The organism is Microbacterium sp. NPDC007973, from assembly GCF_042958465.1.
GTDB lineage: Bacteria > Actinomycetota > Actinomycetes > Actinomycetales > Microbacteriaceae > Microbacterium > Microbacterium galbum.
Genome location: NZ_JBIBJJ010000001.1, coordinates 674,566 through 697,485 on the forward strand (window position 1 = coordinate 674,566; position 22,920 = coordinate 697,485).

Genomic DNA, 22,920 nt, shown 5'->3' on the forward strand with positions numbered 1-22,920 from the left:
CCCGCGTCAGGCGGGGGCGTGGCATCCGATGTTCTCGGCGCCCGGGGTCAGACGAGCGACTCCCGCCAGGCCGCGTGCAGCTGCGCGAACTTGCCCGTCCCGGCGATGAGGGCGGCGGGGGTGTCGTCCTCGATGATGCGACCGTGCTCCATCACCAGCACGCGGTCGGCGATCGCGACCGTCGACAGGCGGTGCGCGATGATGATCGCTGTGCGGTCGGCCAGCAACGTCTGCAGCGCATCCTGGATGAGACGCTCGCTCGGGATGTCGAGCGACGCCGTCGCCTCGTCGAGGATCAGCACCGCGGGGTCGGCGAGGAAGGCGCGCGCGAAGGAGATCAGCTGACGCTGGCCCGCAGAGACCCGACCGCCGCGCTTGTTCACGTCGGTGTCGTAGCCGTCGGGCAGCTTCGAGATGAAGCCGTCCGCGCCCACCGCACGGGCGGCGGCGCGGATCTCGTCCATCGTGGCGTCGGGCTTGCCGAGCGCGATGTTGTCGGCGACCGTTCCGCTGAAGAGGTACGCCTCCTGGGTGACCATGACGATCGCGCGGCGGAGATCCTTCGGGTGCAGGCGACGCAGATCGACCTCGTCGAGGGTGACGGCACCCTGCGTCGGATCGTAGAAGCGCGAGATGAGCTTCGCGAGCGTCGTCTTGCCGGCGCCGGTGGTGCCGACGAGGGCGATCGTCTGCCCCGCGGGGATGTCGAGCGTGAAGTTCGGCAGGATGACCCGGCCCTCGCTGTAGCCGAAGGTGACCTCGTCGAAGCGGACGTGCCCGCGGGCACTCCACAGGTCGACGGGGTCGGTCGGGTCGGGAACCGTCGGCTCCTCCTCGAGGACGCCCGACACCTTCTCCAGGGCCGCGGTGGCGGACTGGTAGGAGTTCAGGAAGAACGCGACCTCCTGCAGGGGGGAGAAGAAGTTGCGCACGTACAGCACGGCGGCCGTCAGTACGCCGATCTCGAGCGGACCGGCGATGACGCGACCGCCGCCCCACAACAGCACGACGGCCACCGAGACGGCGGCGACCGCCATGATCCCCGGCTCGAACGTTCCGAACAGGCGGATCGAGCGCATGTTGACGTCGCGGTAGTCCGCGGCGAGCGCGCCGAACTCGGCGTCGTTGCGAGGTTCCTTGCGGAACGCCTTCACGGCGCGGATACCCGTCATGGTCTCGACGAACTTGACGATGACCTGCGCACTGATGACGCGCGACTCGCGGTAGATGACCTGCGAGCGCGTGTAGAACCAGCGCATGAGCAGGTACATCGGGATGCCCATGACGGTGAGGATCAGCCCCGACTGCCAGTCGATGAGGAAGAGCGCGGCGAGGGTGAACAGGCCGTAGAGCACCCCTGACACGAGCTCGTTCAGGCCACCGTCGAGCAGCTCGCGGATGGTGTCGAGGTCGCTCGTCTGACGCGAGATGATGCGGCCGGAGGTGTACGACTCGTGGAACTCGAGGCTGAGCTTCTGCGTGTGCAGGAAGATGCGCTTGCGCAGGTCGAGCATGATCGCCTGCGTCAGACGCGCGGCGACGACCACGTACCAGCCGATCAGCACGGCACCGCCGATGCCCGCGAGCAGGTACACGCCGACCACGCCGTAGGTCGGCATCCAATCGCTGCGTTCGATGACGGCGGGCAGGGCATTGTCGATGCCGTAGGCGATCAGCGCGGGGCCCGCCACGCGCAGTGCCGTCGAGACGACGAGCACGGCCGCAGCCAGGACGAGCTGCCACCGCAACGGCGAGACGAGCGATCCGAGCAGGCGGAGGGAGCGCTGCCGGATGGCCTTGCTCTCGGCGCGCGTGTAGTCGGAGCGGTCTTCGCCGCTGGTCCCGGACACGGTCGCGGTGCTCATCGGGTCGTCTCCTTCTCGGTGAGGGCGTCGTCGGTGGGGGTGTCTCCGGATCCCGTGGCCCGGTGCCCGTCCGTGTGCGCGAAGTCGTCGGGGGCGAGGATCGAGATGGCTCCCGTCCGCGCCTCGCGCTCGGCTTCCTCGAGGCTCGAGATGACGTAGCGGTAGTGCTCGCTCTCGCGCAGCAGCTCGGAGTGGGTGCCGACCGCCGTGACGCGCCCGTTTTCGAGCAGCGCGACGCGGTCGGCCAGGGTGACCGTCGAGGGCCGGTGGGCGACGACCAGGGCCGTCGTCTCGCTGAGGACCTCGCGCAGGGCGTCTTCGACGAGGGCCTCTGTGTCGACGTCGAGCGCCGACAGCGGATCGTCGAGCACGAGGACGGCGGGGCGGGCGGCGACCGCTCGCGCAAGGGCGAGACGCTGACGCTGGCCGCCCGAGAGGCTGAGCCCCTCCTCGCCGATGACGGTGTCGACACCGTCGGGCAGGTCGTGCACGAACTGGGCCTGAGCCACCTGCAGGGCTTCGCGCAAGATCTCCTCCGCCTCGGGCGAGCCCGGGACGAGGTCTTCGCGCCCGAGGAGGACGTTATCGCGCACCGTCTGCGAGAACAGGGTCGCGTCTTCGAAGGCCATGCCGACATGGCGACGCAGCTCGGCGAGCGACAGCTCGCGCACGTCGACGCCGTCGAGCAGCACGCGTCCGCCCGTGACGTCGTAGAGCCGGCCCGGCAGGGTCGTGAGCGTGGTCTTGCCGGAGCCGGTCAGGCCCACGAGGGCCATCGTCTCGCCCGGGCGCAGCGTCAGATCGATCCCGTCGAGCAGATCGGGCTCGGTGCCGGCGGCATCCTGATAGCGGAAGTGGGCGCCCTCGAAGGTGAGCTCGCCGCGCGGTGCGGCGATCGAACGCGGGTTCTCGGGGTCGACGATCGTGTTCTGCTCGTCGAACACCTCGAAGATGCGGTCGGTCGCGGTGCGCGCGTCGAGCAGGAACGAGAAGAGGAAGCCGATCGACTCCATCGGCCAGCGCAGCACGGTCGCCATCGCGAAGAAGGCCACCAGCTCGGCGACCTGCAACTGCCCGAGCTGCGTCAGGACGATCCCCGCTCCGAGGCACACGGCGAAGGCGATGTCGGGCAGCAGCACGAGCCAGAACCAGATCCAGCCGACCGCGCGGGCCTTGTCGATCTCGGTCTCGCGCAGCGACTCGGCCTGCCGGGTGAACTTCTGCAGTGCGTGCTTTCCGCGGCCGAAGGCCTTGAGCACGCGGATGCCGTGGACGCTCTCTTCGACGGAGGTCGCGAGATCGCCCGCCTGATCCTGGCTCTGACGGGTGAGGGCGCCGTACCGCTTCTCGAAGCGGAAGCCGACGTAGATCACCGGGGCCGAGGTGACGAGGAACAGTGCTCCGAGCAGCCAGTGCCAGCGGAAGAGCAGGATCGCGCCGATCGCGATCGTGAGCATGTTGACGACGAGCAGGATGACACCGAAGGCGAGCCACCGGCGCAGCATGCTGATGTCCTGCATCATGCGCGAGAGGAGCTGCCCCGACTGCCACCGATCGTGGAAGGCGACGGGCAGGCGTTGCAGGCGCGAATAGAACGACTGGCGCAGGTCGTATTCGACCTTGGTCGCCGGCGCGAGCACGAACCACCGACGCAGCCACACCATCGCCGCCTCGGCGAGGCCGAGCGCGAGCACGGCGAGCGAGCCCCACACGAGCGCGGCGGGGTCGAGGGAGGCGATGGGGCCCGCGACGATCTGCTCGAGGACGAGCGGGATCGCGAGGGCGAGCAGGCTCGCGATGAGCGCCGTGACGGCGCCCGCGATGAGGCGCGGCAGCACCGGCCGCGCGATGGGCAGCAATCGCGCGAGCGCGCGCGGAGTGGAGAGACGTTTCGGAGTCGTCGAGGTGGTCATGATCCTCATGAGGTCGAAGCGGGCGCCGGGATCGGGCGCGGACAGGGGAGCCGAGGGCGCGACGGGTTTCGTCGAGCGGGGCGGAGCGCGAGCGCCGGAGCGCGGACGCGGGCCCTAGGAGCGTCGGCCGGGACGCGCGGCGACGGAGAACGCGGCGGCCGGGGCGACGGGGGCGTCGATCTGGTCCATGGCATCCTCCTTGATCTGGTGAAGCCATCGCCGGGGGAACGACAGCCCTCCAGAGTATCCCTGTGAGAACGCTGAAGGCAAGGGTGTCTTCGCCGCTCAGGCCGCCGCTTCGCGCGCGAGGAGGCTCTGCTTGACCGCGGTACCCCACGCGAACCCGCCCATCGTCCCGTCTCCCCGCAGAACGCGGTGGCACGGGACGAACAGGGCGACCGCATTGCGGGCGCAGACGGATGCCGCGGCCCGCACCGCGGTGGGCGAGCCCAGCGCCGCGGCGAACCCGGTGTAGGTCAACGGGGAACCGGGCGCGATCCGGCGCAGGCCCTGCCACCCGGCGAGCTGGAGGGCCGTACCGTGCTGCGCGACCTCGACGTCGTCGATCGCCGCGACATCGCCCGCGTAGTAGGCGCGGACCGCCTCGGCCGCGGCGGTCTCGCCCGGGGACACGAGGTCGGGACGACGGTCGGGCCGCAGGCGGGCGAGGACGGCGTCGCGGTCGTCGGTCCATCCCGACACGATCACGCGATCGGCGGTGTCGGCGAGGATCGCGAAGGGGCCGTCGGGGGTGTCGACGAACTGCAGGGTGGCCGTGGTCATGCGGGGGTCTCGCTTTCTGCGTCGGGGGCGGGGATCGGTGCGGGGCGGGATGCCGGGGTGGGCCCTGCCGCGGCCGAGGGGGCGGGTGCCGCTGGGGCGGCGGGTGCCGCGGGGGCGGCGTCGTCGACCGCCACGGCGAGACCGTTCGCGACGACGTCGACCCCCGCGCCGCGGCGCCGCGGCCGGTCGACCGCCGCCGCAGCCGCCGTCTCGGCCGGCGAGCGCCAGGCCTGGGTCACCGGGGCGGCGTACCAGTAGTGCGCCATCGCGTAGCTGCGCCACGGAGCCAGGCGCTGCGACCAGGCGGTGAACCCGGCGGGATCGGACGGCAGACCGAGCTGCGCGGCACCGGCGCGCGCTGCGACGTCTCCGGGGAGCAGCACGTCGGGGTCGCCGAGGACACGCATGCGCACGTAGTCGGCGGTCCACGGGCCGATCCCCCGCCGGGCGAGGAGCCGCTCCCGCTGCTCGGCGCCGTCGTCGCCGGGTCCGATCTCGAGCGAGCCGTCGGCCAAAGCTGCGGCGGCCTCGACGATCGCGCGCATGCGCGCGGCCGGCCCCCGCAGCACCTCGAGTCCGCGTTCGGCGATCACGGCCGGCGGGGGGAACAGCGTCATCGGCTCGGGCGCCACGCTCGCGGACTCACCCAGCTCGGCGGCGAGTCGCCCCTGCATGGTGCGGGCCGAGGCGACGCTGATCTGCTGGCCGATCATGGCGCGTAACAGCATCTCGTCGGCATCCATCGCCCCCGGCACCCGGACACCGGGGATCGCGGCGACGGCGGGAGCGAGTTCGGGATGCCGCGCGAGGGCGTCGTCGATCGCGCGCGGGTCGGCATCGAGATCGAACAGTCGCCTGACCCGTGCGATGAGGGTGCCGAGATCGGCGAGCGCGCTCAGCCGCGCGCGCAGGCGCAGCTTGTCGTCGGCGCGGCGCACCTCGAACCACGCGGGGCCACCGGGAAGGCGCACCACCCGTGCGAACGAGCGGTCGTCGCCGACCTCGACGCCCGGGATCGCGTGCGCCCGCATCCATCCGAAGAGCCCGACCGTGTCGATCGGCCCGCGCACCGGAAGCGCCAGATCGATCTCGCCCGCCGCCGCCTCGGCGCGCGCGGTCGCCGAGCGGCGCGCGCGCAGGGCGCTGGGCGTCATCCCGAACACCTCGCCGATGGTCTCGGTGAACTGACGGACGCTCGAGAATCCGGCCGAGAAGGCCACGTCGGCCGACGACAGGTCGGTGCCCACGAGGAGGGCCCGCGCGGTGTGGGCGCGATGGGCTCGCGCGAGGGCGAGCGGACCCGCACCGAGCTCGGCGGCAAGGAGTCGCGTGAGGTGACGCGACGAATACCCCAGGCGGCGGGCGAGGCCCGGGACGCCCTCGCGGTCGACCACTCCGTCGGCGATGAGGCGCATGGCGCGGGCCACGACGTCTCCGCGTACGTCCCACAGGGGCGAACCCGGGGCGGCTTCGGGCAGACACCTCTTGCACGCGCGATAGCCCGCCTCGTGCGCTGCAGCGGAGGTGGCGTAGAAGGTGACGTTCTCTTCGTTCGGGGTGCGCGCCGGACAGCTCGGGCGGCAGTAGATGCCCGTCGACCGCACGGCCGTGACGAACTGCCCGTCGAAGCGTCGGTCGCGCGACTGAATCACGCGGTAGCGCTCGGCGAAGCCCGGTGCGTCGGCGGTGGTGGGGGTCATGGCATCCACCTTGCCATCGACCTCCGACATCGGCTGGCGGAAATCGGACACGGCCGTGGGCGGCTACGAAAGCGCGGGCGGAGACGGAGTGGCGACAGGGGCGCAGGTGGCCCCGGGGCGACGGAGGTGGCCCCGGGGCCACCCTGCGCCCCGACTCGGCGCACCCGACTCCCCCGGGGCGACGGAAGTGGCCCCGGGGCCACCTCGCCGGCCCCGGGGCCATCCAGCGACGAGGCCATCGCCGCAACCCCTCCCCGATGTCGGTGCCCGTCGCTAGCGTGAGGGCATGAGCGAACGCGAATACGACCTGATCGTCATCGGCGCGGGCCCCGTGGGCGAGAACGTGGCCGACCGCGCCGTGCAGGCCGGTCTCACCGCCGCCATCGTGGAATCGGAGCTCGTCGGTGGCGAGTGCTCCTACTGGGCATGCATGCCGTCGAAGGCACTCCTGCGCAGCGGCGCGGCCCTCCGCGCCGCACGTGACGTCGACGGCGCGAAGCAGGCGGTCACGGGCGAGCTCGACGTGGCCGCTGTTCTGCGACGCCGCGACACGATGACGAGCAACTGGGACGACTCGGGTCAGGTGCAGTGGCTGCAGGGCGCCGGCATCGACCTCGTCCGCGGACACGGGCGGCTCACGGGCGAGAAGACGGTGCGCGTCACCGCCGCCGACGGCACCACGACCGATCTCGTCGCTCGGCACGCGGTCGCCGTGTGCACGGGTTCCGCCGCACTCCTCCCCGACATCCCGGGCCTCGCCGACGTGTCGCCCTGGACCAGCCGCGAGGCGACCGCCGTCGAACAGATCCCCGGCTCGCTCGCCATCATCGGCGGCGGCGTCGTCGGTGCCGAGATGGCCACCGCGTTCCAGAGCCTCGGCGCACAGGTCACCATCATCGCGCGCTCCGGACTGCTGGGCGGAAACGAGCCGTTCGCCGGCGAGCTCGTCGCATCCTCCCTCCGCGACCGCGGTGCGACCGTGAAGACGGGGGCGGATGCCGCGTCGGCGCGCCGCGATGACGACGGCCGCGTCGTGCTCGAGCTATCCGACGGCGCGACCGTCACCGCCGACGAGGTGCTCGTGGCGACCGGACGCGTCCCCCGCACCGACGACCTGGGGGTGGAGGCCGTCGGACTCGTCCCGGGCGAGTGGCTCGACGTCGACGACACGCTCCGCGTGCGGGGCTCGGACTGGCTGTACGCGGTCGGAGACGTCAACCACCGGGCGCTCCTCACCCACCAGGGCAAGTACCAGGCGCGGGCCGCGGGCGACGTCATCGCGGCTCGTGCGAAGGGCGACGAGGTCGACGACGCCCCGTGGGGCGCTCACGTCGCCACCGCTGATCACGACGCCGTGCCCCAGGTCACGTTCACCGATCCCGAGGTGGCATCCGTCGGTCTCACCGCCGCGAAGGCGGAGGACAAGGGCCTGAACGTCACGGTGCTGGACTACGACCTGGCCAGCGTCGCGGGCTCGAGCGAGCAGTCCGACGCCTACGTCGGCAAGGCCCGCGCGATCGTCGACACCGATCGCGGCGTGCTCGTGGGGGCGACCTTCGTCGGCCCCGACATCGCCGAGCTGCTGCACTCCGCGACGATCGCCGTGGTGGGCGAGGTCCCCGTGAAGCGCCTCTGGCACGCGGTGCCGTCGTACCCGACGGTGAGCGAGGTCTGGCTGCGCCTGCTCGAGACGTTGGGGCGCGACTCGGCGTGAGACACGGCGCGATGCTGTCGTCGGCCCTCTTCGAACCGACCGCTCGACGGAGGAGGGCCGCGCCATGTCGCGCGTCGTGGCGCTGATCCGCGGGGTCGGTGGCCCCACGGCTCTGAAGATGCCCGCTCTGCGGGAGGCGCTGGCATCCGCCGGCCTCGGAGAGGTCGACACGCTGCAGGTCGCCGGCAACATCGTGCTCGACGACGACGGCCGCGCCGCCGACGATCTCGCGGCGGTGATCCGCGCCACCGTCCGAGACGTCTTCGGCTTCGATCTGCCCGTCCTCGTGCGCACGCACCGCGAACTCGCCGACGCCCGGGCGCGCAACCCCTGGGCCGACGCGGCCGAGGGGCGGTGGGTTCAGACGGTGTTCCTCGACGGGGAGCCGACAACGCCGCTCGAGCTGCCGCCGGGCGTTCCCGAAGAGGCGGTGCTCGACGGCCGTGAGGTCTTCGTGCGCTACCCGCAGGGGATCGGCGGATCGAAGCTGCAGGCCGGGTGGTTCGAGAAACGTCTCGACGTCGTCGGCACCGCGCGCAACAACAACACCGTCGCGAAGCTCATCGAGATGAGCGGGTGAGCTCGGCGGCATCCGTCGCCCCCCGAGCCGGCGCGCTCGCGCGCGCCGTCGATCGCTGGCGGACCGTCACGGCGATCGCCGCGCACGCGATCACCGCGAGTCCCCCCACGACGGTGGGGGCGGTCAGCTGCTCCCCGAGCAGCAGAGCCGCCCACGCGAGGGAGAGCACCGGTTGAGCGAGCTGGAGTTGGCTGACGCGGGCCATCGGTCCGATGGCGAGCCCGCGGTACCAGGCGACGAATCCGAGGAACATGCTCACCACGGCGAGATAGGCGAACGAGCCCCACGCGGCCGGGTCCGCCGTGATCGGCGTGCGCATCGCGGAGACGGCGGTGAGGGCCACCATGACCGGGCTCGACAGCACCAGAGCCCACGAGATCGTCTGCCAGGCGCCGAGCTCGCGAGAGAGCACCCCACCCTCGGCGTAGCCGATGGCGGTGGCGACGACCGCTCCGAGCAGCAGCAGGTCGGAGGCGTGCACACCACCGGCGTCCCCGGCCAGGGCGAAGGTCACGGCGACGACGGCCCCGACCACCGCCGCGATCCAGAACGCCCGCCCCGGCGACTCCCGCGTGCGGATCACCGCGGCCACCGCGGTGGCGGCGGGGAGCACGGCGATCACGACGGCGCCGTGGCTCGCCGGTGCCGTGGTCAAGGCGAACGAGGTCAGCAGCGGAAACCCCAGCACCACTCCCCCGCCCACGATCGCGAGGCGCGCAGCCTGGCGGGGTGACGGGAGCCGCGACCGCGTCGCGACGAGCGCGATCCCCGCGACCGCCGCGGCCACCACGGCCCGCCCCGCGCCCACGAAGAGCGGATCGAGCTGCGCGACCGCGATGCGGGTGAAGATGACCGTGAACGAGAAGGCGAGCACGCCGAGGCCACCCCACACGAGCCCACCCCACACGAGCCCACCCCGCATGAGGCCACCCGTCACGGGGCCCCCGCGCACCACGGAACCAGACGCTCTCTGCATCCGCCCACTCTGCTGGCCGGGTGCCGCGCATCGCGCGGTCCACTCGCCGTCGCGTGGCATTCATCGCCTCCCGCCCCGACCTCGTGCCGCGCCCCGCCGAAGGCGACCGAGCCGGTTCGCGGCGCATACGCGCGTCCGCGGCGCACACGCCCCGCCGAGGGCGACCGGGCCGGTCCGACGCGCGCGCGGGCGTCCGGGGCGCATGCGCCGCGAAGGGCGGCCGAGCCGGTTCGGGGCGTCATCGCGCGTTCGGGGCGGGTACCTTCCGCTCCGAACGAAAGAACACGCCCCCCACCCAGCCCACACCCGCACCACCGCCGCCCGACGCTCACCGCCCGCCGCCACGCTGCCCGCATGCGCGCGCGGCCCCCGCCGGGCGTCCCGCGCGCGGTGCCGCGGTCCGCCCCGCACACGCGACGACGCCGCCGCAACCGGAGCTGCGACGGCGTCGGACGAGGCGCGGGTCAGTGGAAGAAGTGACGCTCCCCCGTGAAGAACATCGTCACGCCCGCGGCGCGCGCGGCGTCGATGACCTCGGCATCCCGCACCGATCCACCGGGCTGGATGATCGCCGAGATGCCCGCGTCGATCAGCACCTGCGGGCCGTCGGCGAAGGGGAAGAACGCATCGGATGCCGCGATCGAGCCGTGGGCGCGGTCACCGGCGCGCTCCACCGCCAGGCGGCACGAGTCGACGCGGTTGACCTGGCCCATGCCGATGCCGACCGTGGCCGAGGCCTGGGCGAGCACGATCGCGTTGGACTTCACCGCGCGGCACGACTTCCACGCGAAGATCAGGCTCTCCATGTCGGCCTCGGCGGGACGCTCGCCCGAGACGAGTTCCCAGTTCTTCGCGACCGACTCGATGTCGTCGGGGAAGCGGTCGGCATCCTGCAGCAGCAGTCCACCCGAGACCAGGCGCACATCCATGCGCTCCTGCTGCCAGTCGGTGGGCAGCTGCAGAACGCGCAGGTTCTTCTTCAGCTTGAACACCTCGAGCGCTTCGGGCTCGAAGTCGGGCGCGATGATGACCTCGGTGAAGATGTCGCGGAGATTCTCGGCCATCTTCAGCGTCACCGTGCGGTTCGCGGCGATCACGCCGCCGAACGCCGACACGGGGTCGCACTCGTGCGCGCGCAGGTGCGCCGACGCGATCGGGTCGAGGGCATTGGGCGCGGCGACCGCGATACCGCAGGGGTTGGCGTGCTTGATGATCGCGACCGCGGGCTTGACCATGTCGAAGGCCGCGCGAAGGGCCGCGTCGGCGTCGACGTAGTTGTTGTACGACATCTCCTTGCCCTGCAGCTGCGTGGCCTGGGCGATGCCGTGCCCGCCGACGCGCGTGTAGATCGCGGCGCGCTGGTGCGAGTTCTCGCCGTACCGCAGGGTCGACAGGCGCTCGGCCTGGATCGTGAGGTGCGCGGGCAGGTCGATGTCGTCGCCGAGGGTGCCCTCGGCGAACCAGGTCGACACCGCGGTGTCGTACGCGGCGGTGTGCGAGAAGGCCCGCGCGGCGAGCTCGCGGCGCTGCACGAGAGTGGTTCCGCCCTGCGCCTGCAGCGCGTCGATGATCGCGGGGTACGACTCGGGCGAGACGACGATGGCGACGTTGGCGTGGTTCTTCGCCGAGGCGCGCACCATGGCGGGGCCGCCGATGTCGATCTGCTCCACGACGTCGTCGCCCTCGGCACCGGATGCCACGGTCTCGACGAACGGGTAGAGGTTGACCACGACGAGCTCGAAGGGACGAATGCCGAGGTCCTCGAGCTGCGCCTCGTGCGACGCGAGACGCAGGTCGGCGAGCAGGCCTGCGTGGACGTTCGGGTGCAGCGTCTTCACCCGCCCGTCGAGCGACTCCGGGAAGCCGGTGACGGCCGACACGTCGGTGACGTCGTATCCGGCCTCGCGCAGCAGCGTGGCTGAGCCGCCGGTGGAGACGATCTCGACGCCGGCGGCGGCGAGGGCCTCGCCGAGGGCGAGCAGGCCGGTCTTGTCGCTCACCGACACCAGCGCGCGGCGGATCGGGACGACGTCGCGGGGACGGTAGTCGGCGGGGTCGTGTCGGGGTCCGGCCATGGCGTTCGGCTCCTGTGTCTCGAGTCGGGTTCGATCGCGGCGGGCGAGCACCCGCCGCACGGTCAGGCGGTTCGGGATGCCGAGTCGGCGAGGTCGAGCTCGCCCTCGGCGATGCGCCGCACCACGTCGATCAGCAGACGTCGTTCGACGGGCTTGATGCGCTCGTGCAGGGCGTGCTCGTCGTCGCCGGGGAGGACGGGGATGCGCTCCTGGGCGAGGATCGGACCGGTGTCGACACCCGAGTCGACGACGATGACGCTCGCCCCCGTCTGGTCGACGCCCGCGGCGAGCGCGTCGCGCACACCGTGCGCGCCCGGGAACTCGGGCAGATACGCGGGGTGGGTGTTGATGATGCGCGGCTCCCACGCGGCGACGAGATCGGCCGGCAGCAGGCGCATCATGCCGCTGAGCACGACGAGGTCGGGGTTCCACACCGACAGCTGCTCCCCGAGCTCCGCGCCCCACTGCTCGCGCGTGGCGAACGAGCGGAAGGGCACGAGGAAGGTGGGGATGCCGAAGTGGTCGGCGTGCGCGAAGCCCTCGGCCTCGCGATCGGCACCGACCGCGACCACGCGCGCCGGGAAGTCGGGGGCGGAGGCCGCCTCGAGCAGGGCGCGGAGGTTGGAGCCGGTGCCGGAGATGAGGACGGCGACCGTGAGCACGGAGGTCAGTCTACGCAGGTGCGCCGGAGCGCGCCGAGCGGGGCGGCGGGAGGCTCAGGAGCGCGGGCTGCGCTCCGGAAGCGGAGCCCACGCTCCTCCCCCGGAGCCGGATCGGCGCGCTCGCGCGCGGGGTCCGGCTCAGCGCCGGGGCTCGTCGTCGTTCGACTCGGCCCAGGCGGCACGGATGCGTGCCCGCACCTCGTCGTCGCCGGCGGTGGACGGGCCGGCGGCGGACGGGTCGGAGTCGTCGGGTCCGCGGTAGGAGCTCGGCCACACGTCGTGCGCGATGCCCGTCCCGGGAGCGGACACGGCCGGGGCGGGACCGGTGGCGTGCTCGTCGCGGTCGAAGGGCGTTCGATCGCGCGGCGCGAACGAGAACGCGGGGGCCTCGTCGCGGTGCGGGGCGAAGACTTCGGCGTCGTCGGGGCGGGCACCGAAGCGCGGGCTCAGCAGCAGGATGGCGAGGCCCACCAGCACCTCGATCCCGAGGGCGAGGGCGAGCGGCCCCGGCTGCGGTCCCGTGTCGGCGAGCCGACCGGGTCCGATGGCCCCGGCGGAGGCCAGAGCGGCGAGGGCACCGACCCCGCCGGTCAACGCGGCGACGGCGAGAGCGACGACGAGACGCGGCGCCAGCGGTTCGGGCTCGACGCTCGACGGCATCCGCGATCGCAGAATCCACCCGGTCAGCGCGCCGACCCCCACCGGCAGCAGCACGAGCAGCAGCAGCCACGACGACGTGGAGTCGGGCACCGCGCCCAGCACCGGGATGCCGGGGAGCGCGCCGACCTGCGTCGCGGCGGGCGTGACGGCGGTGTCGGTGCCCAGGGCGAACCCCGGTCCGGCGGTGAAGGCGACCGCCCACAGCAGGAGGGTCGGCAGGTACACGAGCTGGCCGAGCGCGATGACGGTCGCGCCGATGCCGTCGGCGTTGCTGGCCTGGTAGAGCCCGATCACCTGGGTCGAGCGCGCGATGAGACCCGCGACCACGACGACGCCGCCGACGGCGACAAGACCCAGCGTGGTGAGGGCGAGTCCGCGCAGCACGAGCCCGGGCACGGGCGCCCACGCGGCCGGCATCCGTTCGATCCGGTCGCGGACGGCGTCGACCGGACCGTCGTCGCCCACGCGCCACGCACCGACGACCGCGCCGATGAACGACGGGACGAGGAAGAGCAGCGCCGGCAGCAGGATCGCCAGCCACGTCTCGGATGCCACGAGGGCGGCGTTCGAGGTGAGGGCGACGAGGCTCGCCAGCCCGGCGAACACCAGGGAGCCCGACAACCAACCGGTGACGGCGGCGCCCGCCTCACCGGCGCGCACGCCCGAGCGGGCGGCGAAGAGGGCGGTGAAGGCGGCGAACGCCAACGGGGCGAGGGAGAGGGTGAAGGTCGCGAACGACGGATCGATGCCGGTGGCGGCCAGATACGCGTCGGGCAGCGTCACCGTCACCGGGACGAGGTGCCCGAGATGCCATACGGCCGCCGACGCCGGCCACAGCGCGCCCCAGTCGGGGGCGCCCAGTCCGAAGACCCACAGCAGGGTGAGCGGGGCGAGCACCACGGCGATGCCGCCCGCGGCGGCGAGGACGGCGTCGAGAGCGGCCAGGAGGGCGACGAGGAGGCGATGCATGGGCGAGTGGAACCCTACCCGCGCTGCCCTGGAGCGCCGCTCAGGCGCGGCGGCGAGCGCGCGAGAACAGCGCGAGCAGGCGTGCGCGCGCGCCGCGGGGCGTGCCAGCGGAGGACCCGACGCCCACCGAGGACCCTGAGCCCATCGAAGGGTCCGGGCCCACCGCACGATCGGAGGCTTCGACAGGCTCAGCCGCCTCCGCCCGTGACGCCACCGCACGACCGGCGGCTTCGACAGGCTGAGCCGCCTCCCCCACCGAGGACCCCGAGCCCGTCGAAGGGTCCGGACCCACCGCACCCCCGGCGGCGTCGGGCTCGCCCACCGCGCCGCGCGCGGCCGCCCACCGCTCCCACACGACCGTGGCCAGGCGCGGATCCGCGCCGATCGGCGCCGAGGTCAGGTCGGCCTCGGCCTTCTCGATCACGCGTGAGAAGTGCCCGGGCGCCAGCACGTAGCTCGCGGCCACCGTGCGCCGTCCTTCCGCGCGCGCCGCGTGCACGGCATCCGTGATCCGGGGCTCCGAGGCGGCGGCGTAGGCCGTCACGACGGGGCCGGCGATGCCGGCTGCGCTCATCAACCCGGCCATGCGCTCGACGTCGACGACCGCTCCGGGGCGCGTAGACCCCGCAGCGGCGAGCACGACGGTGTCGTCCGGTCCCGCGCCCGTCGCCTGGACGCGATCGACGAGGATCTCGGCCAGCACGGGGTGCGGCCCCAGCGCGGGAGCGACGGGGAGGCCGTCGGCGGCTTCCACGAGGTCGACCTCGGTGTGATACCCCGTCGACAGCAGCAGCGGCACGATGACGATGTCGTCGGTCCGCTCGCGCGCGGCGGCCACCACGTCCGTGACGTACGGTCCGTGTACATCGACGTAGGCCTCGTGCACCTCGACGCCGGCGGGGGCGGTCGCCTGCAGCACCTCGAGCAGTTCGCGCACGACGACGCGTCCCTCTTCGAACCTCGTGCCGTGTGCGCAGGCGATGAGCACCGCGGTCATGCGTCCTCCTCGTCGACGATGTCGAGCCGGTATCCGCGCTTGTACACGGTGCGGATGAGGTCGAGCCCCCCGAGCGCCTCGCGGGTGCGCGCCACGGCGACCTCGACGGCGTGTCCGCTCGCGTCGGCGGTCGGCAGCGCGGCGATCAGGTCGGCGCGCGAGACCACCGCTCCGGGGTGTCGGGCGAGCGCCCGCAGGATCTCGACGCCGGTCCGCGGCAGGGCGGTGAAGACGCCCTCGAGCACGATGCCCGTCGAGCGGATGCCGAGCCGCCCGGCGCTCGTGCGCAGCACGGCCGCGTCGGGGCCGCCGTAGTGCGTCACGACGGCCCGGACGAGAGCGCCCAGGCGCCCGCGATCGGGGACGAGGGGGGCGATGCCGACGTCGCGCAGCGGTCCGGCGGTGATCGGGCCGACCGCGGCGACGAGCACGCGACCGTCGGCGGCGCGGGCGGCGACCCCCGCCAGGGCGTCGGCGCGATCGGCGGCCAGGACCCACTCGCGGGCCGCGGGCGCCGAGGTGAACAGCACGGCGTCGATCTCGCCGCGGGCGACCTGACGGGTGGAGGCGGCGACGACCTCGGGGTCGGGGGGCGGCCCCCACCGGTAGATCGTCAGGCTCGTGACGCGGGCGCCGGCCGCCTCGAACGCCTCGTCGAGGCCGTCGGCTCCCGAGCCGTGGTGCTGCACGGCGACGTGCAGACCCTGTACGCCCTCGGCGACGAGGAAGTCCCGCAGCTCCGCCGAGGTCTCGCTCTCGGCGACCCAGTCGGCGTCGAAGCCCGCCTGCTGGATCGCCCCGCGTGCCTTCGGACCGCGGGCGACGATGCGCGCCCGGTCCATCACGGCGCTGAGCTCGTCGTGCAGGCCCGCTTCGTCGGCCGTCTCCATCCATCCGCGGAACCCGACCCCGGTCGTGGCGACGACCACGTCGGGCGGGTCGGTGACCAGGCGCCGCGTCTGGGCGATGAGGTGCTCGTCGTCGACGTGCGGCACGATCGTCAACGCCGGCGCGACGCGGACGCGCGCGCCGTGGCGCTCGAGCGCGGCCGACAGCTCCCCCGACCGGCGATCGACGGGAAGCAGCACGGTGCAGCCCTGGAGCACCGTGCTGATCGTACGCGCGGGTGTCGTCACCCGATGCCTTCCCCGCGCGCCCCGGCCGAAGCCGCAGCCGCAGCGGGCTCCACGGCCGGGAGCAGCAGGTCGGGCCGAGCGACCTCGCCGAACACGAGGATCGCGGGATTCGCGAGGCGGTGGGTCTCGGCATCCTGGATCGCCGTTGCGAGCGTCGTGCGGATCGTCCGCTGTGCGGGCGTGTGTCCGTTCTCGACGAAGGCGACGGGGCGGCTCTCGGGAGCCCCCGCGGCCCGGGCCGCCGCGACGAAGCGCGGCAGGGCGCTCACGCCCATCAGCGCGACGACCGTGGCCGAGTCGTCGCGGAGGGCCGCGAGGGTGGCCTCGCTCGGCGTCTCCTGACCGTTCACGACGTGCAGCGTACCGGCCACGCCGCGGTGCGTCACGGGGATCCCCGCGGCCGACGGCACCGCGATCGAGCTCGAGATGCCGGGGACGACCTCGACCGGGATGCCGGCCGCCCGGCACGCGATGACCTCTTCGCCGCCGCGTCCGTAGACGAACGGGTCGCCGCCCTTGAGGCGCACGACCCGCAGCCCCCGGGCGGCGCGGTCGACGAGGATCGCGTTGATCTCGTCCTGCGGCACGGGGTGGTGCTGCGGACGCTTGCCCACGTCGACGAGTTCGACGTCGTCGCCGAGCTCGGCGAGCACGCCGGTGGGGCCGAGGCGGTCGTGCACGACGACGTCGGCCTCGGCGAGCAGAGCGCGGGCGCGGACGGTCATCAGGTCGATCGGGCCGGGGCCGCCGCCGACGAGCGCCACGCTCCCCACGAGCGGGCGACGTCGACGGCGGAGCGGAAGGGCGCCTTCGGCGAGGCGCTGGGCGATGGCGTCGCGGACCGCGACGGTGCGGCGCGGGTCGGCGCCCGCGGTCGAGACGACGCCGACCATGACGTCGCCGCTCGTGGTCTCGGCGGCGAGGCGCGCGGTGCCCTTGCCCCCGTGCCCGGCGTTGACGCACCACACGCGGCGGGCCTCGGCGGCGGCGACGACGGACGCGTCGACGGATGCCGAGCCGGTGGCGGTGTGGCAGAACCAGGCGTCGTCGAGGTCGCGGGGTTCGAAGGGGCGCTCGTGCCACTCGATGGCGCCGGCGACGGCGAGCGCCGTGAGCTCCGCGGTCGCGACCGGGGCGATCAGGCGCACGCGGGCACCGGCGGCGCGGAGCCGCGCGATGCGCTTCTCGGCGACGGAGCCTGCGCCGACGCACACGACGAGACGGTCGGTGAGGTCGAGTCCGGCGAGAGCGATCATCGGGGGTCTCCTTGGATTCGGACGAACACGACGCCGTCGGTCACCGCGACCGGGTGGACCCGGACGCTCAGCGGCTCCTTGCCCTGCGTGTCGAGGCACTGGCCGGTGCGCAGGTCGAACACCTGCTTGTACATCGGGGATGCCACGGTGGGCACGCCCGCGCGATCGCCGACGATCCCCCGCGAGAGCACCGCCGCCCCGCTGAACGGGTCCATCTGGTCGGTCGCGTAGATGCGGCCGTCGTAGGTGCGGAACAGGGCGATCTGGCGCCCGTCGACGAGAGCGGCCGCCCCGCGCTCGACGAGGAGGTCGTCGACGCGGCAGATGCGGGACCACCCGTGCGGGGTGTCGGCCGCGGGCGTCGCGCTCGCGTCGTCGCCGGGCCCTGCGGTCGTTGCCGACGCGGCGGCGGGGGCCGTCACACCGGGGGCGACGGGCGCGGAGCTCGGCGTCGCGGCCGGGGTCTCGGCATCCATCGTCATCGCCTGCGACGTCGCCATGACCGCACCGCCAGCGTCGTTCCGCCGATGAACACGGCGCCGGACGTGCGCTCCTCGTCGGTGGCGGGGCGGGCCTGGCCGCGCTCGGCGACGTAGGCGAGCGAGGGGTCGGCGACCTCGGGCGCGTTCACGAAGCTCTGGAACCGCTTGAGCTTCTCGGGGTCGGCGAGGGTCGCAGCCCACTCGTCTTCGTAGGCGTCGATGTGGGAGGCCATGGCGCGGTCGAGATCCTCGGCGATGCCGAGGGAGTCGTCGAAGACGACGGCCTTGAGCGCGTCGAGGCCGCCCTCGTACTCCGCGGCCCAGGGCGCGGTGCGCTGCAGCCGGTCGGCGGTGCGGATGTAGAACATGAGGAACCGGTCGATCGCGCGCAGCAGTCCCTCGTCGTCGAGACCTTCGGCGAAGAGGACCGCGTGTCGGGGCGTGAAGCCGCCGTTGCCGCCGACGTACATGTTCCAGCCGGCCTCGGTCGCGATCACCCCGATGTCTTTGCCGCGGGCCTCGGCGCACTCGCGCGCGCAGCCCGAGACGCCGAACTTGAGCTTGTGCGGCGAGCGCAGGCCCCGGTAGCGCAGCTCGAGCTGCACGGCCATGCCGACCGAGTCTTGCACGCCGTAGCGGCACCAGGTCGAGCCGACGCACGACTTCACCGTGCGCAGCGACTTGCCGTAGGCGTGGCCCGACTCGAAACCGGCGTCGACGAGGCGCTTCCAGATGTCGGGCAACTGATCGAGGCGGGCGCCGAACAGGTCGATGCGCTGGCCGCCGGTGATCTTCGTGTAGAGCCCGAAGTCGCGCGCGACCTCGCCGATGACGACGAGACCCTCCGGCGTGATCTCGCCTCCCGGGATGCGCGGCACGACGCTGTAGCTGCCGTCGCGCTGGATGTTCGCCATGACGTGGTCGTTGGTGTCCTGCATCGTCGCGAGCTCGCCGGCGAGCACGTGTTCCGAGTAGAGGCTGGCGAGGATGCTCGCGAGCGCCGGCTTGCAGATGTCGCAGCCGCGACCGGTGCCGAAGCGCTCGACGATCGCGGTGAAGGTCTTCAGCCCCGAGACGCGGACGGCGTCGAAGAGCTGCGCCCGCGTGAACGAGAAGTGCTCGCACAGGCCGCTCGAGACCTCTTTTCCGGATGCCGCGAGCTCGGTCGCCACGAGCTTCTTCACCAGCGTGAAGCACGAACCGCACGCCGCCCCGGCCTTGGTGCAGGCCTTGACCTCGGCGGCATCCGCGCACTGGTGTTCGGTCACCGCGCCGCGGACGGTGCCGGCCGTGACGCCGTTACACGAGCAGACGATCGCGTCGTCGGGGAGATCGCCCTGCGGGGCCGGCGCGAGGTCGCTGGGCATGAGGTACGCGGCCGGGTCACCGCCCAGCGTGCGACCGACGAGCGGACGCAGCGAGGTGTAGGCCGAGGCGTCGCCGACGAGGATGCCACCGAGCAGCGTGTGCGCGTCGTCGCTCAGCACGAGCTTCTTGTACACGCCCGACACCGGGTCGGCGTAGGTGACGTCGAGGGCGTTCGGCGTCTCGGCGAACGCGTCGCCGAAGCTGGCGACCTCGACGCCCGAGAGCTTGAGCTTGGCGGAGGTGTCGAAGCCGTCGAACGCGGCCTCTCCCCCGAGCAGGCGGGTCGCGGCGACCTCGGCCATCGCGTAGCCCGGAGCGACGAGACCGATGCACTGGCCGTCGAAGCTCGCGACCTCGCCGATGGCCATGATCGCCGGGTCGGACGTGTCGCAGCCCGCGTCGATCACGACACCGCCGCGCGCGTCGACGGCGAGGTCCGCGGCGCGGGCGAGTTCGTCGCGGGGACGGACACCGACGGTGAAGACGACGATGTCGACGGCCTCCCACGTACCGTCGCGCAGCTCCAGGCCGCACACGGCGCCGGACCTGTCGGCATCCACCCGGGTCGTCACCGCCTGCGTGCGCACCTCGATACCGCGCGCCTCGATCAGTCGCTGCAGCGCCTTGGCGCCGCCGAGGTCGAGCTGTGCCGACATGAGCCGCTCGTTCGACTGGAGCACGAACGGCGAGACGCCCTCGGCCTGAAGCGCTCCCGCGGCCTCGAGTCCGAGGAGTCCCCCACCGACGACGGCGCCGCGCAGGGGCCGGCCGAGCTGCGCCGCGCGCTGAGCGACCCACGCGCGCATCCCGGCGACATCGTCGAGGGTGCGGTAGACGAAGCAGCCCCGGTGGTCGAAGCCGTCGAGCGCGAGACGCGCGGCGAAGGAGCCGGTGGCCAGCACGAGCCGGTCGTAGGCGTGGGTGGAGCCGCCCGCGGTGGTGACGGTGCGCGCCGCGCGGTCGATCCTGGTGACGCGGGCGTCGGTCTCGACGCGCACCCGCTCGTGAGCGAGCACCGCGGGATCGAGCGCGAGGTCATCGGGGGTCTTGCCGCTGAAGATGCCGGTCAGTCCGACCCGGTCGTAGGGCCCGCGGGCTTCGTCGCCGAGCACCGTGATCGACCAGCGGCCGTCGGTGTCGCGGCTGGTCAGGCTCTCGACGAAGCGGTGCGCCACCATCCCCGCACCCACGACCACGACGGATCCGGATGGAGCGGGGTGGAGCATGCCGTCACGGTACGCGGCGGACTTTGCCGACGCGTCAGCGCCGTGTTTCGTTCCGGTTGCGGGGTTCGAGCGGGCCATGCCCCGACGCTAAGCAGCCGAGATTTCCCCCGCCCTCGCCCGGGCGTTACCCCGGGCGAACGTTTCGCTCACGCGGCGGTGGCGCTCGTGTGAGGTTTGGCCGCCGGCATCCGTCCCGCTCTTCCGTGCCCGGCGCGCTCTCGCGCTTCCCACCCGTTGAGGGACACCGCGTCAGTCGACCGGCTCCAGCACGAACAGCTCGATGCGCCGCTCCGTCTTCTTCTGGTACTCGTCGTAGTCGGGCCAGACCTCCGTCGCGTAGCCCCACCACTCCTCGCGCTCGGCACCCTCGGCCTGGTGCGCGTCGTACTCCTTCTTCACGTCGCCGTCCTGGAGGGCGACGCGCGGGTTCTTCACGAGGTTGTAGAACCACGCGGGATGCTCGGGTGCCCCACCCTTGGACGCCACGACCGCGTACTTTCCGTCGTGCTCGACGCGCATGAGGGCGGTCTTGCGCAGGCCGCCCGTTTTGGCGCCGACGGTGGTGAGGACGATGATGGGTACGCCCCGCAGTTCGGCGGATTCCTGGCCTCCCGAGGCCTCGAACGTCTCGGCCTGCTGGCGGGCCCATTCGCTGGTGCTGGGCAGATACTCTCCTGAGAGCGACATGTCTCCCACGATACGTCGGCGTCTTCCCCTCCGGTCCTCACCCTCCCCTGTTTCTCTCCCGTTTCCTGGAGCCTTCATGAGCGCTTCCGCTCCCGAGACCACGGCCACCCCCGCACCGAAGAACGGCCTCGACCGCTTCTTCGAGATCACCGCCCGCGGCTCGACCGTGAGCGCGGAGGTGCGCGGTGGCGTCGTCACGTTCGTGACGATGGCGTACATCGTCATCCTGAACCCGATCATCCTGTCGGGCACCCCCGACGTCTCCGGCAACGCCCTCGGCTTCCCGCAGGTCGCCGCGGTCACCGCCCTCACCGCGGGCGTGATGACCATGCTCTTCGGGCTCGTCACCCGTCTGCCCTTCGCCTTCGCCGCGGGCCTCGGCATCAACTCGTTCCTCGCCGTCGGCATCGTCGGCGAGGTCACCTGGCCCGAGGCGATGGGCCTGGTCGTCATCAACGGCCTGATCATCGTGCTGCTGGCGGTCACGGGCCTCCGCCGCATGATCTTCGAGGCCGTCCCGCTGGCGCTGAAGACCGCGATCACCGTCGGCATCGGCCTCTTCATCGCCTTCATCGGCTTCGTCGACAGCGGCCTCGTCACCTCGACCGGGCTCGATTCTCCCCCGGTCGGCCTGGGCGTGGGCGGCTCGATCGCCACGATCCCGACGGCCCTGTTCGTGCTGACCCTCGTCATCACCGCCGTGCTGCTGGTGCGCAAGGTCAAGGCCGCGCTGCTGATCGGCCTGCTCTCGGGCACCGTCATCGCGGTGATCGTCGAGGCCGTCATGGGCCTCGGCGCGAAGGCCGACGGCAACCCCGGCGGCTGGGGTCTGAGCGTGCCGACGCTGCCCTCGCAGTGGGTGAGCCTGCCCGACCTGTCGCTCGTGGGACAGGTCGACCTCGCCGGATCCTTCGGCCGCATCGGCGCCCTCGCGGCCCTGATGCTCGTCTTCACCCTCGTTTTCACCAACTTCTTCGACGCCATGGGCACGATGACCGGCCTCTCGCGCGAGGCGGGCCTCGCGGCCCCCGACGGCACCTTCCCGCGCCTGCGCTCCGCGCTGGTGATCGAGGGCATCGGTGCCGTGGCGGGCGGGGCGACCTCCTCGTCGTCGAACACCGTCTTCATCGAGTCGGGCTCCGGCATCGGCGAGGGCGCCCGCACGGGCCTCGCCAACGTCGTCACGGGCGGGCTCTTCCTGCTCGCGATGTTCTTCACTCCGCTGACGAGCATCGTCCCCACCGAGATCGCCGCCGCAGCGCTGGTGATCGTCGGCGCGCTGATGATGGCGCAGATCCGCCACGTCGACCTCAGCGACATGTCGGTGCTCATCCCGGTCTTCCTGACCGTGACGGTCATGCCCCTGACCTACTCGATCGCCAACGGCATCGGTGCGGGCTTCGTCAGCTGGGTCCTCATCCAGGCACTTTCGGGCCGCGCCCGCCGCGTCAGCCCGCTGCTCTGGATCGTCGCCGCCGGCTTCGTGATCTTCTTCGCGCGCGGTCCGGTCGAGGCGCTCCTCGGCTGAGCGTGGTGGTTCGCAGGGGCCCGGATGCGACGGCATCCGGGCCCCTTTCCCGTGGCCGCCGCGACAGGCGCCTCCGCGGCGCCGAAACCGCACACGTTTCCCGAGGCCGCACCAGTTGGGCGTCAGTCCGATGCGCTTTCGGCAATCGGATGCGTTCTCGTGCCGCGGCGGCCGCCCCCGCGGCGGTTACGCCGCGTGGGCGGTGGGCAGGGTCGCGGCCGGTCGCGGCGGGGCTTCGTCGCCGAGGCCGCTCTCGTTCGCCGAAGACGTATCCGTTCGGCACGCATCCGATGCGTCCTCGGCAATCGGGTGCGGTCTCGCGCCGCGCCGCCGCCAGCCCCCG

Annotated in this window: 17 protein-coding genes; 3 read left to right on the forward strand and 14 right to left on the reverse strand. The window is 72.8% G+C overall.

The features are described 5' to 3' along the window. Positions 1-47 precede the first annotated feature (47 nt). The 4 genes from ACFZA2_RS03340 to ACFZA2_RS03355 form a co-directional block, all read right to left on the reverse strand. The gene (locus ACFZA2_RS03340) at positions 48-1,865 is read right to left on the reverse strand and encodes an ABC transporter ATP-binding protein (RefSeq protein WP_391400591.1); all 1,818 of its coding nucleotides are present in this window, start codon (positions 1,863-1,865) and stop codon (positions 48-50) included. Further along, positions 1,862-3,778 (reverse strand): ABC transporter ATP-binding protein, encoded by a 1,917-nt coding sequence (locus tag ACFZA2_RS03345; protein WP_391400594.1) that lies wholly within the window; start codon positions 3,776-3,778, stop codon positions 1,862-1,864. The genes ACFZA2_RS03340 and ACFZA2_RS03345 overlap by 4 nt, the downstream gene beginning before the upstream one ends. A 285-nt stretch (positions 3,779-4,063) precedes the next feature. Next, positions 4,064-4,561, reverse strand: a complete 498-nt coding sequence (locus ACFZA2_RS03350; protein WP_391400597.1) for a methylated-DNA--[protein]-cysteine S-methyltransferase — start codon at positions 4,559-4,561, stop codon at positions 4,064-4,066. Further along, on the reverse strand, positions 4,558-6,261 hold the full coding sequence (locus tag ACFZA2_RS03355) for a DNA-3-methyladenine glycosylase 2 family protein (RefSeq protein ID WP_391400600.1): 1,704 nt from the start codon (positions 6,259-6,261) through the stop codon (positions 4,558-4,560). Before ACFZA2_RS03355 ends, ACFZA2_RS03350 begins: the two co-directional genes overlap by 4 nt. 286 nt (positions 6,262-6,547) lie before the next feature. Between ACFZA2_RS03355 and ACFZA2_RS03360 the strand changes: the two genes are divergently transcribed. Together ACFZA2_RS03360 and ACFZA2_RS03365 are read left to right on the forward strand one after the other, a co-directional pair. Beyond that, on the forward strand, positions 6,548-7,975 hold the full coding sequence (locus ACFZA2_RS03360; protein ID WP_391400603.1) for a dihydrolipoyl dehydrogenase family protein: 1,428 nt from the start codon (positions 6,548-6,550) through the stop codon (positions 7,973-7,975). A gap of 64 nt (positions 7,976-8,039) precedes the next feature. Beyond that, positions 8,040-8,555 (forward strand): DUF1697 domain-containing protein, encoded by a 516-nt coding sequence (locus tag ACFZA2_RS03365; RefSeq protein WP_391400606.1) that lies wholly within the window; start codon positions 8,040-8,042, stop codon positions 8,553-8,555. On the opposite strand, the gene ACFZA2_RS03370 is transcribed toward ACFZA2_RS03365, so the two are convergent. The 10 genes from ACFZA2_RS03370 to ACFZA2_RS03415 all read right to left on the reverse strand — a co-directional run bounded on the left by ACFZA2_RS03370 (position 8,536) and on the right by ACFZA2_RS03415 (position 21,049). Continuing rightward, positions 8,536-9,477 carry a DMT family transporter gene (locus ACFZA2_RS03370; RefSeq protein WP_391401507.1) on the reverse strand — a complete coding sequence of 314 codons (942 nt, stop codon included), beginning with the start codon at positions 9,475-9,477 and terminating at the stop codon, positions 8,536-8,538. The genes ACFZA2_RS03365 and ACFZA2_RS03370 overlap by 20 nt on opposite strands. A 518-nt stretch (positions 9,478-9,995) precedes the next feature. Continuing rightward, complete coding sequence (gene purH / locus ACFZA2_RS03375; protein WP_391400609.1) at positions 9,996-11,606, reverse strand: bifunctional phosphoribosylaminoimidazolecarboxamide formyltransferase/IMP cyclohydrolase; 1,611 nt, start codon at positions 11,604-11,606, stop codon at positions 9,996-9,998. Between the two features lie 62 nt (positions 11,607-11,668). Further along, positions 11,669-12,268, reverse strand: coding sequence for a phosphoribosylglycinamide formyltransferase (purN, locus tag ACFZA2_RS03380; protein WP_391400612.1), 600 nt, complete (start codon positions 12,266-12,268; stop codon positions 11,669-11,671). Between the two features lie 138 nt (positions 12,269-12,406). Next, entirely contained in the window at positions 12,407-13,897 is a 1,491-nt protein-coding gene (locus tag ACFZA2_RS03385; RefSeq protein WP_391400615.1) for a DUF6350 family protein, read from the reverse strand. A 40-nt stretch (positions 13,898-13,937) separates the two neighbouring features. Then, positions 13,938-14,894, reverse strand: a complete 957-nt coding sequence (locus tag ACFZA2_RS03390) for a sirohydrochlorin chelatase (protein ID WP_391400618.1) — start codon at positions 14,892-14,894, stop codon at positions 13,938-13,940. Then, positions 14,891-16,030: a uroporphyrinogen-III synthase gene (locus ACFZA2_RS03395; RefSeq protein ID WP_391400622.1), complete on the reverse strand. Its 1,140-nt coding sequence runs from the start codon at positions 16,028-16,030 to the stop codon at positions 14,891-14,893. Before ACFZA2_RS03395 ends, ACFZA2_RS03390 begins: the two co-directional genes overlap by 4 nt. Then, entirely contained in the window at positions 16,027-17,286 is a 1,260-nt protein-coding gene (cobA, locus tag ACFZA2_RS03400; protein WP_391400625.1) for a uroporphyrinogen-III C-methyltransferase, read from the reverse strand. The genes ACFZA2_RS03395 and cobA overlap by 4 nt, the downstream gene beginning before the upstream one ends. Then, on the reverse strand, positions 17,283-17,786 hold the full coding sequence (nirD, locus tag ACFZA2_RS03405) for a nitrite reductase small subunit NirD (protein ID WP_391400628.1): 504 nt from the start codon (positions 17,784-17,786) through the stop codon (positions 17,283-17,285). The genes cobA and nirD overlap by 4 nt, the downstream gene beginning before the upstream one ends. Beyond that, positions 17,765-20,362 carry a nitrite reductase large subunit NirB gene (gene nirB, locus ACFZA2_RS03410; protein ID WP_391400630.1) on the reverse strand — a complete coding sequence of 866 codons (2,598 nt, stop codon included), beginning with the start codon at positions 20,360-20,362 and terminating at the stop codon, positions 17,765-17,767. Before nirB ends, nirD begins: the two co-directional genes overlap by 22 nt. Positions 20,363-20,611: 249 nt before the next feature. Further along, entirely contained in the window at positions 20,612-21,049 is a 438-nt protein-coding gene (locus ACFZA2_RS03415) for a nitroreductase family deazaflavin-dependent oxidoreductase (protein ID WP_076674042.1), read from the reverse strand. A 76-nt stretch (positions 21,050-21,125) separates the two neighbouring features. Between ACFZA2_RS03415 and ACFZA2_RS03420 the strand changes: the two genes are divergently transcribed. After that, positions 21,126-22,577 (forward strand): NCS2 family permease, encoded by a 1,452-nt coding sequence (locus ACFZA2_RS03420; protein ID WP_391400633.1) that lies wholly within the window; start codon positions 21,126-21,128, stop codon positions 22,575-22,577. Positions 22,578-22,920 lie beyond the last annotated feature (343 nt).